This window comes from Paenibacillus sp. MT86 (assembly GCF_058792535.1).
On sequence record NZ_CM179499.1, the window covers coordinates 1,149,225 to 1,164,237 of the forward strand.

The following is a 15,013-nucleotide window of genomic DNA, read 5'->3' on the forward strand; positions in this document are numbered from 1 at the left end:
GTGATCAGGGAGTTTACATTGATTCAAAGGGTAAAGTACATCAGTACTGGAAGAACCACAGAATCGAAGGCGGCTGGGATCTGGCAGAGGGAATATTCACTTGGAATACAAAGACCAATAAGTACAAGGGTTCAGGAAAATACGTGCGACAGAGTTAATCCTAAGGAGATACATCAAATGGAATAACTAATTCATCAGGCAATGGGTGGGTATAATAAAAGGCGGCTGTATTTAGCCGCTCCATCATTGAGTATTCCTGTAATTTGTTATCACTGTCTACTCGTCACATGTGGAGTGTTGCGCATTGTTAGTGCGTTAGGTGTAGAACGCAATTAAAGTCATCTCAAAGCTTAAATAGTCGTACTAAAGCCTAAAAAGTTGTGTAACGAACCGAGCGAAATTCAGGGATTCACTCCTGTTTCTCCTCGGTTTTTTTATTGAATCCTTCCCACCTTCATTTTTCCACAGTCTTTCTTCTGTTTTTAACAGACTTTAATTGCCTTTTTGGTCCCGATCTTCATATCCTCCTACCGTATCATTAAAAAATTGCGGAATTAATTTAGAAAATGGAAATAAAGTAAGATTATAGTACAGCAAAAACCTGTGGAATGTCTCATGGGAGCGCTACAGATACATAAAGAAACAAGGAGGTTTGAAAATGACTAATAAAAGGTTTTCATTTAAGCCCTTATCACTTTTGCTAGTTCTAGTAGTATTTCTATCCACATTTTGCACAGCCTTACCGTCAGTAAACGCAGCCGCTAGAGGGGCATGGGCTCCAAATACCGCATATGCAGTAAATGACACAGTAACCTATAATGGAAGCACTTATACCTGTCTTCAGGCACATACTTCTCAAGTAGGTTGGGAACCGTCCAATGTCCCTGCTTTATGGCAGAAAGGCGGTAGCGGCGGAACTACACCACCAACCACACCACCGACAACGAACGGAGTAACATTCTATGCAGATATAAACTATGGAGGAAAAGCAGTGACACTCGGGATAGGCAATTATACACTGTCTCAGTTGAACGCAAACGGAATTCCGAATGACTGGATGTCGTCTCTTAAGGTTCCAAGCGGTTGGACGGTTGAAGTATATGAGAATGATAATTTTGGAGGAACCAAGTGGACCTTTACTTCAGATTCTTCCTGGGTTGGCAGCACGATCAATGACAAAATGTCATCGGTCAAGATTTATACGGGTTCACCACCTCCTACAGTAACTAAGCCTGCCGAGGTTCCAAGCCATATATGGACATATGCCATGAATGCGGACAATGCCTATGGGAAAGGCGGAGATTTTGCTTTATTGTTATGTGCCGTTATCAAAAAGGAAAGCAGCTTTGGAGCCGGTTTACCAGGTAGTCCATCGGCCGGCGACGGATTGATGCAGGTAGAACCAAACACACGCAATGCGTATTTATCTCAATTCAGCTCAAAATTTGGCCGTGCGTATAATCATAGCAGTGAACAAGATCAGGTATATCTGGGCGCGTTGATTTTAAATGAGAAGATTACGAAGTTTGGAAATATCTACAACGGATTATTGCACTACAACGGTGGAGATAATTGGTATCCGGGAGCTACGGATTCTTATGGCCGTCCGATTCTGGCAGATCAATATGCAGATGCAGTTTACGCTACTTATAAGGGCTATGGCGGTAAGAATTAAGGTGTTACATTGATATGTAAATTGAAAAATAGCGAGACGTGAAAGGATTTTCTTGTTGAGTGGAAGCGGCTTATTTAATTTGAAAGGGCATGAGTTACCAAGCAGATCATTGTTTGCATAACCCATGCCCTTTTTCCTTTATCAGGTTTTTTTCGAAGAAAGATCGAGGAAAGATCGAGGGAAAACCTTCTATCAATAGTAAGTATTCGTCCCATGTGGAGTGCCTAATATTAAAGGTTCGCAAAGGAATAGATGAGATGCGGCAGGTAGTATTCTTTTGTCAAAACTGAGCCCATTTAGTGCCGGAGCATCACATGAATCCATGAATCAAGAGAACGCCCCTTCAACTTCAGGGGCGTTCTCTTTTTTATAATGTGAGCATTTTGCATAATTCCGTTTTTGTGTAACAGACAGCAGAAATCAATAGCCCCAGACTACTAAGTGACTCGATTCTAAAAATGGGCAGACCAGCAGAATTTCATCAGTTTCAATTTTTAAGCTGCCGTTTGTTGTTTTCTAGAAACAATGGAAAGAGCGGATACGAGCAGCACGATGGCATTCAAATACTGGTGAGTCGTTACTTTCTGGATGCCCCAGACATGCATGCCATCAGCCGAAAGATAGGTTTTCATTCTGGAGTTGCATCGTTCCACACTTGTACGCTTGTTGTAAAGCTCCTTCCAGCGTTTTGTATCTCGATGAGGGCTGCAGTATCGCCGAAGATCGTCCTTCGCATCCACCTTGACGACCATACCATAGTTGGAAGTCGAGCAAGCCGCCATGCCTAATGGGCAGTCGACTTTGCCCGTGGCATGAGGACAACGGAACTTCAAGTAATCGCCGTCAGCACCCCAGTAAGTCATGGCGAACCCCATCGAGCAACATGGCGTTCCGGTTGCTGTCATCCCGGCAGGAGGTTCTTTCTCTCCTCGGGGGTTCAGAGGGATGATGGCTTGCGCTTTCACGTTTCGAGCGGCTTCGTAAACTTTCATTTGATCGTAGCCCGCATCGAGCATAAAGAATTTCGCGCTCGTTTTGGCAGCTACCTTCGCAATCAGACCAGGTGCCATTTCTCCGTCATTGACATGTGCGGGCGTGACTTCTAGTGCTAGCGGAAGTTCGCTTTTCGTGTCAACAGCTAGGTGGAGTTTGTATCCGAACCAAGTGACTTTGTGGCCGAATGAATCGAACTTTGCGCCCCAGTTGGCATCGCCGGTCTGCTCACTTTTGCGCTTGGGTTGCTTCTTCTCATAAGCATGGATGGCGGCGCTGTCGATCGCAATGTGGCTGCCGTCGATGATGCCCTCTTGCTGACAGAGGTTGACCAGATTCTCGAATAGCTGCTGTGCCAATTTTTTCTTTGTCAGTTCGGCGAAGACCCGGCTTAGCGTAGAAATAGACGGTGCTTTGCGATCTAATGAAAGTCCACACTGATAGCGAAATCGAAGATCTGTTTCCAATCGATGATGCAAGCCAGTAAACGTTTGAATATGCTCAAGCGGCGCAGCCAAAAGTGCACGAAGAATTCCTTCTCTACAGTGCCCGTCAGCGCCACGGGGTGAACGACTTCTCAATTGCTTGGCATAAGGGCGAAGATCCAAGACGCTAAAAAAAATGGGCAATCGATCTTTTGATTGCATTTTTAACAGATCCTCAAAGGAAAATAGACTTTCTTGGAGAATATACAAGTGACTTCACTTCCTCTCGGAGTTTTTGGGTTTGGTCACTTGAAAACTTCTCCAAATTGGGGTGAAGTCCCTTTTTTATGTTTGAAAATCCTTGTGTATCAAGGGCTCAGATTAATGCAAAATGCTCAATGTAGATACTTTTCAAAAAAACGATTTTCTGAACTTGATATGTCGGTCGCCGTAAGAATTATACAAGAGCAACCACAATGTATATCAAAAAGATTCATCCCTTATATGTTTTTTATATTTTTAATAAAGATAGCTGCATGCTAACATATACAAATGCAGATTGAGGGGGGACTGTTATTCAGTTTCCGATTCACGGTTTTTATCCATTCGATATAGGTGGTCCTAAATGTTAAAGAAGTCAGCGTTTCCATTACTACTGCTCAACATGTTTCTCGCTAATCTAAGTATGGGTCTTGTCATTCCAATCATACCGGAACTTCTTGAGCAGTTTAGAGCAAACGGACAGGCCGCGGGCTATTTGGTCTCCTGCTTCGGCTTGACCCAGTTTCTGTTCTCACCCCTTGCAGGTAATTTGTCAGATCGATATGGCCGTAAACCCATGATTATCATAGGTTTGATCTTGTTTGCCATCTCCAACTTGCTCGCAGCGTTCGCGGGAGATCTAACTTTATTATTCGTATCGCGGTTAATTGGCGGAATAGGCTCAGCAGCCTTAATCCCGTCCATCATTGCTTATATTGCCGACATTACAGCAGATGAGCAGCGCAGCAAGGCCATGTCATGGTTAGGTGCGTCGATGACATCCGGGTTTATTATTGGTCCGGGTGTCGGCGGATTGCTTGCGGAATGGGGCATTAAGATGCCCTTCTATGTATCCGCATGTGTTGGGCTGCTGGCTATGGTTTGCAGTCTATGGGGATTACCTGAATCGCTGTCGGCGGACCTTCGCCGGATGCGTCGTCAGGTGAAGGAGAAGAGCGAGAATGTATTCCGGCAAATCGTGCTTTCGGTTCGGTCTCGCTATTTTGTCCTGTTGCTCATCGTGTTCGCCATGACCTTCGGTTTAACGCATTTTGAAGCGATTTTCCCGCTTTTTGTCGTACAAGTCTACGGATTCACGACACGTCAGATCGCTATGTTGCTTACCGTATGTTCGCTCATCGGCACGTTGAACCAACTGTTGTTTACCGACCGGATCACACGACGATTCGGAGAAAAACGAATCATCGTTGCCATGCTGTTGTTATCCGCAGTATCCCTTGTATTCTTATTATTCTCAGGCCATTTCTACTATATCATGGTAGTCACGATGTTGTTCTTTACGTTCAATAATATATTGCGTCCCACGATTAATACGCTGCTGTCCAGAGTGGCCGGGGATGAACAGGGGTTTGTTGCAGGGATGAATAACGCTTATACGAGTCTCGGTACGATATTTGGACCGATGCTGGCAGGTATTTTGTTTGAGGTCCACTTTAACTTGCCCTATCTGTTTGGCGGATTCGTACTGCTAGTGAGCAGCATTTTCACGGGAAGTCGATTGAGAAATATACGATCTGTTCAACGCGGCTGATGTGCACTCATCCTCCACAATAACAAGAACAGTTGTCATTGCTGGACAGACGCGTTGGCAAAAAGTGAATCTTAAACATGAGCGAGATAATGAAGTTAAAGAATCCCATTTTGCAGTTTTTTATGAACTACGGCGCAGGACGCTATGAAAAATTACTGAATCTAAGAAAAAGAATGCCCTCACCGGGGCATTCTTTTTCTTAGGCACCAAGGAACATCTTCATGTCATATTCCACATTGGTAATGCCGCCGATACCGAAGTTTTCTACGAGGACTTTGGCAACGTTAGGCGACAGGAATGCAGGGAGCGTAGGGCCCAGATGAATATTTTTGACGCCAAGATAAAGCAGGGCAAGCAGCACGATCACCGCTTTTTGCTCATACCAAGCAATGTTATAGGAAATCGGCAAATCATTAATATCCTCAAGGCCGAATACTTCCTTCAGCTTCAATGCAATCACGACGAGGGAGTAAGAATCATTGCATTGACCAGCGTCCAGGACCCGCGGAATACCGCCGATTTCGCCTAGATCCAGTTTATTGTATTTGTATTTGGCACAGCCTGCCGTTAGAATGACCGTGTCTGTTGGAAGTTCAGTCGCAAAATCGGTGTAATAGCTGCGGGATTTCATCCGTCCATCGCAGCCGGCCATGACGAAGAAGCGGCGGATCGCCCCGGATTTCACGGCATCGACGACTTGATCGGCTACGTTCATCACAGCGGCATGAGCGAAACCGCCGATGATCTCACCCGTTTCAAGCTCCTTTGGAGCCGGGCATCCTTTCGCTTGCTCGATTAGTAGGGAGAAGTCTTTGGGAGCACCGTCTGTTCCTTCTGGAATATGGCGGACACCCGGAAACCCGGTGTTGCCTGTTGTATAGATACGGTCCTTATAACTGTCTTTCGGCGGAACGATACAGTTGGTCGTCATTAATATCGGTCCGTTAAAGGCTGCGAATTCGCTATTCTGCTTCCACCACGCATTCCCGTAATTGCCTACAAAATGCTCATATTTCTTGAATGCCGGATAATAGTGGGCAGGCAGCATTTCACTGTGCGTGTACACGTCCACGCCGGTTCCTTCCGTCTGCTTCAGCAGCTCCTCCAAATCCTTCAGATCATGGCCGCTGATGAGAATGCCGGGCCGGTTGCTTACCCCGATATTGACCTTCGTAATTTCCGGATTTCCGTAAACCGAGGTGTTCGCTTCATCCAGCATCGCCATGGCGTTTACGCCGTATTTGCCGGTTTCCATCGTCAAAGCGACCAGATCCTGCACTTCCAGGCTGTCGTCAAGCGTGGCGGCAAGCGCACGGCGCATAAAACGGTTTAATTCGTGATCATCCTTCTCCAGATGCAGCGCGTGGTACGTATAAGCAGCCATCCCCTTCAAGCCGTACGTAATCAATTCGCGCAGCGAGCGGATGTCTTCATTGCGGGTCGAGAGGACACCCACCGTACGTGCTTTTTCATCAAAAGCAGCTTCGTTATCCGCTTGCCAGACGGCGGCATCAGGGAGATTGGCGGTTCCTTCCGGATATTGTTCGTTATAATAGGTGCGCACCTCGCCGCGGAGCTCGATCGCTTCCCGGATTCTTCCCACAAAAACCTCGCGGTCAAAGTTGGCGTTCGTAATCGTGGCAAACAAGGAGTCCATCATAAACAGCGATACGCGCTGTTCAAGCACCTCCGGCAGCCGGACATCCAGACTGAGAAAAGAGATGCCTTTCAGCAGATAAATCAGCAAATCCTGCAGGTTAGCCACATCATGCGGTTTGCCGCATACGCCGACAATGGTGCAGCCTGTTCCTTTGGATGCTTCCTGACATTGAAAGCAGAACATGGACGGCTGATGCTGTAAGGTCTCTTGGGCGTTGTTATTCATAATTTCTCCTCCAATTTCGTGATTATTTGTCGTAAGGTCAGTATAAGATTGCCTCGCAATTGGACTGTTGAAGACAGTATACTTCGCTCCCACAACCGACATAGTGATTGGAATCACAATTTCTTGAGTAGTGAGTTTAATCACAAACCCGGTCCGTTTCTTCTTTTAAACTGGAATTAATGACCTAAGAAGAAATGAGGAGAGAACATGTCGATTTTGCCTCAAAAGAATGAACTGGGATTTTTCGAGATCCGTCTCGAATCCATCGGCGGGCTTGGCGCCAATCTGGCCGGAAAAATGCTGGCCGAAGCCGGGGTTACCGGCTCCGGACTTAACGGCTCGAATTTTTCCAGCTATGGTTCGGAGAAAAAAGGGTCGCCCGTGAAGAGCTTCGTAAGGTTCTGCGATTCCGAGGTGGAATCCGCGATCACAGTCCCATTGAGCAGCCGCATGTCGTCGGCGTATTTCATGAAGCCTTGTATAAGACGATCGATGTCATAAGCGGATTACAGCCTGATGGAACGGTGCTTGTGAATACGGCGCGAGCGCTGTCCGAAGTGGCCGTTGATTTGAACATGACCCAGGGAACGCTGGCCGTCGTTGATGCGCTGAACATTTCCGTTGAGGAAAAAACCAAAGTGAATACGGCCATGCTGGGGGCTTTGTTCCGGATTTGCAGCTTCCTGAACCCGGACGATATGCGGCAGGTGATACGTTCAACATTTGAGAAAAAGCTGCCCCACCTCGTGGAAGCGAATGTGCGGACCTTTGACAGAGGATATAACGAAGTCCGGTTCCTTTCCTTGGAAAACGGCTCAGAGCTTATAGACCGAATCGCTTTCGCAAGACCGCAGCCGATTCTCGGATATGAAACGCAGGAGCTGGGCGGGATTCTGAACGTTACGGCGAACAGTGTCCTGAAGGATCTTAGCGGCTCCCGGCAGGGATATTTGCCAGAATACAAGATCGAGGACTGCATTCACTGTGCCGCCTGCGATACGGTATGTCCGGATTTCTGCATCGTGTGGGAGACGAAGCCGGATAAGCGCGGGAATATGCAGATGTTTATGAAAGGTATCGATTATCAGTATTGCAAAGGCTGCCTGAAGTGTATCGAAGCTTGTCCGACCACCGCTTTGGCTGCCATGTTAGAAGAGCCGCATTATGCGGAGCAGCACCGTGTGCGGCAATCATTTCCCTATTTAACTGCGGAGGGAGTCCGATCATGAATATGCAAATTCAAGAAACAACGGAGAATAAGCTGGCGGCCGCTCAAACGGAAGTCTTCGAATCGGGCAACGAAATGGCTGCCATGGCGGCTGCCCAGATTAACTATCACATGATGGGTTATTTTCCGATTACGCCTTCTACGGAAATTGCCCAATATCTTGACATGATGCGTACACGCGGCGAACATGACATCAAGCTGATTCCAGCTGACGGCGAACATGGATCGGCGGGGATCTGCTACGGTGCGGCCGCAGCCGGAGCACGGGTATTCAATGCTACCAGCGCGAATGGTTTCCTGTATATGATCGAACAGCTTCCTGTTCAGGCGGGCACACGTTTCCCGATGGTCATGAATCTGGTGACGCGTGCGGTCAGCGGACCGCTGGATATTCGTGGTGACCATTCGGATCTTTACTACGGCCTGAATACCGGCTGGGTGATTTTTACCGCCCGTTCACCCCAGGCAGTGTATGACATGAATATCATGGCGCTGCGAATCGCTGAACATGAAGACGTACGCCTGCCGGTCATTGTAGCTTATGACGGATTTTTTACATCGCACCAGAAACGCCGGGTACACATATTTACGAACCGGGAAACCGTTCAGGCGTTTGTACGGGAAAAGGCGCCTGAATATCCACATGTGCTGGACGAGAACAACCCGATCGTTGTTGGGGCTTATATGAACGGCGACGATTTGATGAATAACCACTACCAACAGTCAAACGCCATGTACCGTGCGGGCGAGGTGTTCAAGGAAGTGGCAGAGGAATACGCAGCTTTATCCGGAAGATCCTATTCCCCGCTTGATCTGTACCGAATGGAAGACGCGGAGGTGGCTTTATTCCTGCTCAATTCGGCGGCCGAATCCTCCAAAGACGTCGTGGATCGGCTGCGGGCGAAAGGAATTAAAGCGGGCATAATCAGCCCGAATATTCTCCGGCCGTTCCCGGCAAGAGAAATCCGCGAGGCGTTGACAGGTGTCAAAGCGCTGCTGGTTGGCGAACGTGCCGATTCTTACGGCGCACACGGGGCCAATCTGACCCATGAGGTCAAAGCGGCCCTGCAGGAAATCCGTGGTCCGCAGCCTATTGTGCTGTCCCGCATATTCGGACTTGGCGGGAAAGACTATTATGCGGATGACGCGGAAGCTTTTTTTGCCTTGACGATCGAGGCAGTGGAGCTCGGTTATGCCAAAGTGCCGTTTGATTATTACAGCCAAACACCAGGAGCTGAGGAGCAAAGACTGCAGCCGGTCATTGCCCCGATGAATGGAGACAGCTTTAAATCTGGCCTGATCACCGTAAAGGTAGATGAAGAGACAAGTAAATTAGCCGTTAAAGTGCCGCCGATGCGCGCGCTTGCCGCGAAACCGAAACGGTTTGCTTCCGGTCACGGAGCTTGCCCGGGCTGCGGTATTTTCCCGGCGCTGGAGCTCTTTTTCAAAGGGATTGAAGGCCATGTCGTTACATTATTCCATACCGGCTGCGCATATATCACAACAACGGGTTATCCGTATAACTCGCATAAGCAGAGCTTCATTCATAATTTGTTCCAGAACGGACCGGCAACTTTATCCGGCACGGTAGAGGCGTTCCTTGAGAAGAAACGCCGCGGGGAAATCGAAGTTCCTGAGGATTTCACTTTTGTGATGGTGACCGGCGACGGCGGCATGGACATCGGGATGGGCTCGGCCATCGGGACGGCGCTGCGGGGCCATAACCTGATCATTCTGGAATATGATAATGAAGGCTATATGAACACCGGTGCACAGCTTTCGTACTCTACGCCATTAGGGCACATGACGAGTACGTCCGGTGTCGGCAAACAGCAGCAGGGCAAAGCGTTCCATCACAAAGATACGGTGCAAATGATGGCGGCGGCGCATATTCCGTATGTATTCACGGGGACGGAAGCATTTCCGCAGGACCTTGTGAAAAAGGCGGCAAAAGCGCAGTGGTACGCTCAGAATGTAGGTACCGTCTATGGCAAGCTGCTGATCACATGCCCGCTGAACTGGAAATCGAGCGACAAGGATGGGGAGAACATCGTCCGCGCGGCCGTGAATTCAAACTTCTTCCCGCTGTATGAAGTAGAGCAGGGAGAAACGAACATTACGTACGATCCTGAAGCGAAGAAAAAACAGGTGCCGCTCAGCGACTGGCTGAAATACATGGGCAAATCAAGACATCTGCTCAAGGAAGAAAACAAAGAAATGCTTGGCGAATTTGAAAAAGAAGTGGAGCGGCGCTGGTCGATTCTGAAAGCGAAACACGAGAACCCGCTGCTATAAAATATTCAAATTAGCATACCAGGTTTAAACAACGGAGCGGGTATTGTCCCGCTTCTTTTTTTTGATTAGGTATGGGCGTATCGTGATGACTATGGAGAACTATAACCCAAAAGGCGCTTTTTAAGTTATAATAATTAAAAATTTGTGAAAAAACGGTGGGAGGGTTGATCATGCAGAGATCCTGGTACAAGCGTCTATTGCCCTCCTATATGCCTATTTTTGTCATTGTGATTACCTTTATATTTTTTGTTTTCTTTCAGTTGTTCAGCGAACAGAGCCGGCGGGAGGCGCTGAATGCCAATAAAACGCTTTCCTTGCAAGCGATGCGAATGGTGGACACGTCCCTGAAGGTGATCGACAATATGATCGTCCTCGAAAGCATCAACAGCAAGGCTTTGAATGATTTTTTCAAATCATCTGCCGTTGGCGATCCATATATTAATATTCAAGCTGTTCAGAAGCTCAAGGAGATTATTAATTATTATCCCTTGATCGATTCGATTTATCTGGTGAGGAATTCGGACGGTTATGTGCTCAGCAATGCCACGAATGGATACGTAAGTACATATCCGGACCATGAATTTATTGAACAATATCAAGTATCGAAAACGCCGAAATGGACAGGCGCAAGAAATTTCGAACAATTTAAAATGAAGGGCGGCAAACAGGTGGTCAGCCTGGTCAGAGGATCGCCTTATATGAAAAACGACTTAGGCATGATCGTTGTCAATGTGAGCACGGAATCCTTGAACAAGCTTACCGAAGAGATGCTGGATTCCAACATGAGCTTCATTCAGGTACAGGATACCTCCGGAAATCATTTGTTCGGCACCAAAGCGGATCGTCCGCCATCCCAAGTCAATTCCCAGTATGTATCAAGCTATACGAATTGGAACTATGGAAGCGGTTTGTTGAACAACGGTTTTGTAAGCGCTATCTCTTATCTCTATAATCTTTGGTTTATCATAGGTCTTGGCATGATTGCCATCGGCTTCCTATGGATGATTTATGTTTCCAGGCGAAATTCCAAGCCAATTGAGGAGATCGCTGCCCGTTTCAGCAGCTATTCGCTTCCGGTGGTGAGCAGTAACCGACGTAAGGGGAAGCTGGATGAATTCGCATTTATCGAATCCGCCTTTGACAACATACTGGAACAATCCAAGGAATATCAGGAGAAATACCGGGAGGATCTCCATGTCAGGACCCGGTTTATGTTCCGCCAGCTGATCGAAGGGGACTCGCCTCTATCTGTATCCGAATGGAAGTCTGAAGCGGCTCGACTGAATTTGCCGCTGCCACTGGATCGATATCGTATGCTCATCCTGGAGATTGATAAGTACGGGGATTTCTGTCGGGATTATTCCAAGACCGATCAAGATCTGCTTAAATTCACTCTGCGGACGGTCGTGGATGAGATCACTTCGAAATGGGGCTGCCGGCTGTGGTCGGAATGGACATCGCCTTCCAACCTGTCCATTATTCTGTTTGAAGAACGGGATCAGGACAAGTTTGAGGAGGCCGTACTGGTTCCGATTGCGGAACAAATCCTGGCATGGACGCACCAAAACTTGAAATTTACAATTACGATGGGAATGGGTCGGTCGACAGATCAGATCGGCGATATTCCGCAATCCTATAAAGATGCGATGCAAGCCTTAAAGTATAAAATCGTGCTCGGTGAGAATCGTTTGATCCGCAGCGAGGATATTTCGAGCCATGGCATTGTCGAGGTTTATACGCATTTAGGTGAGATTCGTGCCATTATCCAGTCCTTCAGAATGCAGAAGGAGCAGTGGAGCGAGGATTACGATCAATGGTTTGAACAGCTGAAGAACAGCTTCTTGACCAATGAAGAAATATTCAGCCTGATGAATTATCTGGTTTATTACACCGGCCGCGAAATGTCGGGACTCGGCAAGGAAATTTACAACAAGTGGATACAGGAGGGATTGCCGAAGCTGACGGTTAAGGTCGATAATTCCCATTCCCTGGAACAGCTGAGACAAGAAATTAAACAAGTGCTGACGGAGCACTATGAAGAGATGAAGCAGATTCATAATGACAACCAATACTCCAGCATCATTAGAAACATATGCGATTTAATTGAGCGTGACTATGCGAATCCGGATCTGTCCCTTGAAATGCTGGGCGATCGGTATCAGCTGAACGCCAAATATGTGAGCAAATTGTTTAAGGAAAATACCGGACAAAGGTTCGTTGATTTCCTTATTGATATCCGTATGAAGGAAGCAAAGCGGCTGCTGACGGAAACCTATTATTCCGTGCAGGAGATCGCAGAGCGGGTCGGATATGCCCATGCTATTTCGTTTACCCGCGTTTTCAAGAGGACGGCTGGAGTTACCCCGGGCGAATACAGGAATGGCCGGAAGGCCAAGGAACCGGGAGAAAATGATTCAGCAGTAGAAAACGGTTAAGGCGGCGATCATGGATCGCTGCCTTTTTTGATTGAGAATGAACCCGTTGTTAAGGCGTTCCGTCCGCCTGGAATGAACCCTGATTCGCTTTCTATGAGGAGGCCCAGGCGAAAATGGTTAATCCTTTTTATTTTTGTTTCTTGTTGCCGGGCGTCGTTGTTGTATACACTCGGTTTACATCGCAAGGACCTGAAAGTAGGAATGGACGAAAGGAGCTAACCCGCATGCCGAGACTGAACGCTAGGCTTCAAACCGAACCAAGCCTGGAACCGAAACCTCCCACAATACTGAAAGCGCTGCCAGAAATGAAGAAAGGAAGGTCCAGAGGAAAACAAATTAAGCGTCATTGGCAGCTGTATCTCGTTCTCTTGTTACCCGTGCTTTATTTGATTATTTTCAAATACATACCGATGGCCGGTATTGTAATCGCATTCAAGAATTATAACGTCATCCAGGGAATCTGGGGCAGCGACTGGGTCGGGCTGAAATATTTTCGCCAGTTCTTCGATTCGCCGAACTTCTGGCTCTACATTAAGAATACGCTTGGCATTAGCTTCTACGGATTGATCGTAGGTTTTCCCGCACCGATCCTGCTGGCACTCGCTCTGAATGAAATCCGCAACGGCCTATTCAAGAAGACGGTACAGATGGTTTCATATGCCCCTTATTTCATATCTACGGTGATCATGGTTTCGATCATTATCGTCAACTTGACGCCAAATGTGGGGATGATCAGTAAATTTTTCGAGATGTTAGGTATGAGCAATACGAATTTTATGGGTATACCGGGCCTGTTTAAGTCCATTTACGTCTGGTCCGATGTTTGGCAATTTACAGGTTACGGAGCGATTATTTACATCGCAGCACTGTCCGGCGTTAACCCGGAGCTGTACGAATCAGCCAAGGTAGATGGCGCGTCCCGCATCCAGAAGATTCTGAACATCGATATACCAAGCCTTATTCCCGTATCGGTCATTCTGCTCATTCTCAATCTGGGCAACATCATGAAACTAGGATTTGAAAAAATATACCTGATGCAAAATCCGCTTAATTTAAGCACGTCGGAAGTCATATCCACTTATGTGTACAAGGTTGGTTTGCTGGGCTCCAGCTTCAGCTTCTCGACCGCGATCGGTCTCTTCAACTCGGTCATCAATCTTATTCTGCTGGTGTCCGTCAATTACATCGCCAGAAAGCTGTCGAACAGCAGCTTGTGGTAGGCCTGTTCTACGCAGCCAGTAAACAATAGCAACTTTGGAAAGAGAGGAGACCCTATGTTCAAAAAAGCCGCTATACGTGAATCGAAAGGCGACCGCCTCTTCATGTTCTTGATCTATCTGTTCTTGACCCTGGTTCTTATTGCCGTAGCTGTACCATTAATCTATATCGTAAGCTCGTCCTTCAGCTCGCCTCAGGCGGTTACATCGGGCAAGGTTTGGCTGTTTCCCGTAGATTTTACGCTGGACGGCTACAAGGCGGTATTCAATAATCCGCAGATCGGCGTCGGCTATCTGAATTCCCTCTTTTATACCGTTGTCGGCACCCTCATCAATGTAACGCTCACGATTATGCTGGCTTATCCGCTGGCGAAGAAGTCGCTTTACGGCCGCAATTTCTTCATGGTTCTGCTGGTGATCACGATGATGTTCGAAGGAGGACTGATTCCTTATTACCTCGTCGTTAAGAATCTCCATCTGCTGGATACGCGGTGGGCCATGATTTTACCGGGGGCACTGGGGGTATTCCAGGTTATCGTCGCCAGGACGTTTTTCCAAACCACGATTCCCGATGAATTGGCGGAAGCCGCGGAGCTGGACGGATGCAGTGACATCCGGTTCATATTCAGCATTGTCCTGCCATTGTCCAAACCCATTATTGCGGTCATGACCTTGATGTATGCAGTCGGGCATTGGAATGCTTATTTTGATGCACTGATCTTCTTAAGGAGTCCTGACTTGTTCCCGCTTCAAATCATTCTCAGAAACATTCTAATTCTGAATTCGGTCGATGCTTCCATGATGGCGGATGTGAGCCAGATGCAGGCGCAGCAGGGGCTCAAGGATTTGCTGAAATACTCCTTGATCGTTGTTGCGAGCTTGCCTGTGCTTATCATATATCCTTTCGTCCAGAAACATTTTGTCAAAGGCGTCATGATCGGCTCGCTAAAGGGCTGATCATGACAGAGCGATTATGGTTTCAAGGAGGTGAGGCCGTACATTAGTCAGATACGGCAAAAGCTGGTGGAGGCAAAAGCATAGGAAAGG

8 protein-coding genes and 1 pseudogene are annotated in these 15,013 nt (G+C 47.5%); 7 read left to right on the forward strand and 2 right to left on the reverse strand.

The window, feature by feature from the left end:
• Positions 1-658: 658 nt before the first annotated feature.
• Positions 659-1,675: a carbohydrate-binding protein gene (locus AC3RCL_RS04920; protein WP_492534680.1), complete on the forward strand. Its 1,017-nt coding sequence runs from the start codon at positions 659-661 to the stop codon at positions 1,673-1,675.
• Positions 1,676-2,169: 494 nt separating this feature from the next.
• On the opposite strand, the gene AC3RCL_RS04925 is transcribed toward AC3RCL_RS04920, so the two are convergent.
• Entirely contained in the window at positions 2,170-3,363 is a 1,194-nt protein-coding gene (locus AC3RCL_RS04925; RefSeq protein ID WP_487717185.1) for a transposase, read from the reverse strand.
• Between the two features lie 355 nt (positions 3,364-3,718).
• Between AC3RCL_RS04925 and AC3RCL_RS04930 the strand changes: the two genes are divergently transcribed.
• On the forward strand, positions 3,719-4,906 hold the full coding sequence (locus AC3RCL_RS04930) for an MFS transporter (protein ID WP_492534681.1): 1,188 nt from the start codon (positions 3,719-3,721) through the stop codon (positions 4,904-4,906).
• Between the two features lie 199 nt (positions 4,907-5,105).
• On the opposite strand, the gene hcp is transcribed toward AC3RCL_RS04930, so the two are convergent.
• Positions 5,106-6,791: a hydroxylamine reductase gene (hcp, locus tag AC3RCL_RS04935; protein ID WP_492534682.1), complete on the reverse strand. Its 1,686-nt coding sequence runs from the start codon at positions 6,789-6,791 to the stop codon at positions 5,106-5,108.
• Positions 6,792-6,998: 207 nt separating this feature from the next.
• Between hcp and AC3RCL_RS04940 the strand changes: the two are divergent.
• The 5 genes and pseudogenes from AC3RCL_RS04940 to AC3RCL_RS04960 all read left to right on the forward strand — a co-directional run bounded on the left by AC3RCL_RS04940 (position 6,999) and on the right by AC3RCL_RS04960 (position 14,923).
• Positions 6,999-8,020: pseudogene (locus tag AC3RCL_RS04940) on the forward strand (2-oxoacid:acceptor oxidoreductase family protein).
• The gene (locus tag AC3RCL_RS04945) at positions 8,017-10,314 is read left to right on the forward strand and encodes a thiamine pyrophosphate-dependent enzyme (protein WP_492534683.1); all 2,298 of its coding nucleotides are present in this window, start codon (positions 8,017-8,019) and stop codon (positions 10,312-10,314) included. Before AC3RCL_RS04940 ends, AC3RCL_RS04945 begins: the two are co-directional and overlap by 4 nt.
• Positions 10,315-10,484: 170 nt before the next feature.
• Positions 10,485-12,749, forward strand: a complete 2,265-nt coding sequence (locus tag AC3RCL_RS04950; RefSeq protein ID WP_492534684.1) for a helix-turn-helix domain-containing protein — start codon at positions 10,485-10,487, stop codon at positions 12,747-12,749.
• A 224-nt stretch (positions 12,750-12,973) separates the two neighbouring features.
• Entirely contained in the window at positions 12,974-13,969 is a 996-nt protein-coding gene (locus AC3RCL_RS04955) for an ABC transporter permease (protein WP_492534685.1), read from the forward strand.
• A 54-nt stretch (positions 13,970-14,023) separates the two neighbouring features.
• Positions 14,024-14,923: a carbohydrate ABC transporter permease gene (locus tag AC3RCL_RS04960; RefSeq protein ID WP_012819147.1), complete on the forward strand. Its 900-nt coding sequence runs from the start codon at positions 14,024-14,026 to the stop codon at positions 14,921-14,923.
• Positions 14,924-15,013 lie beyond the last annotated feature (90 nt).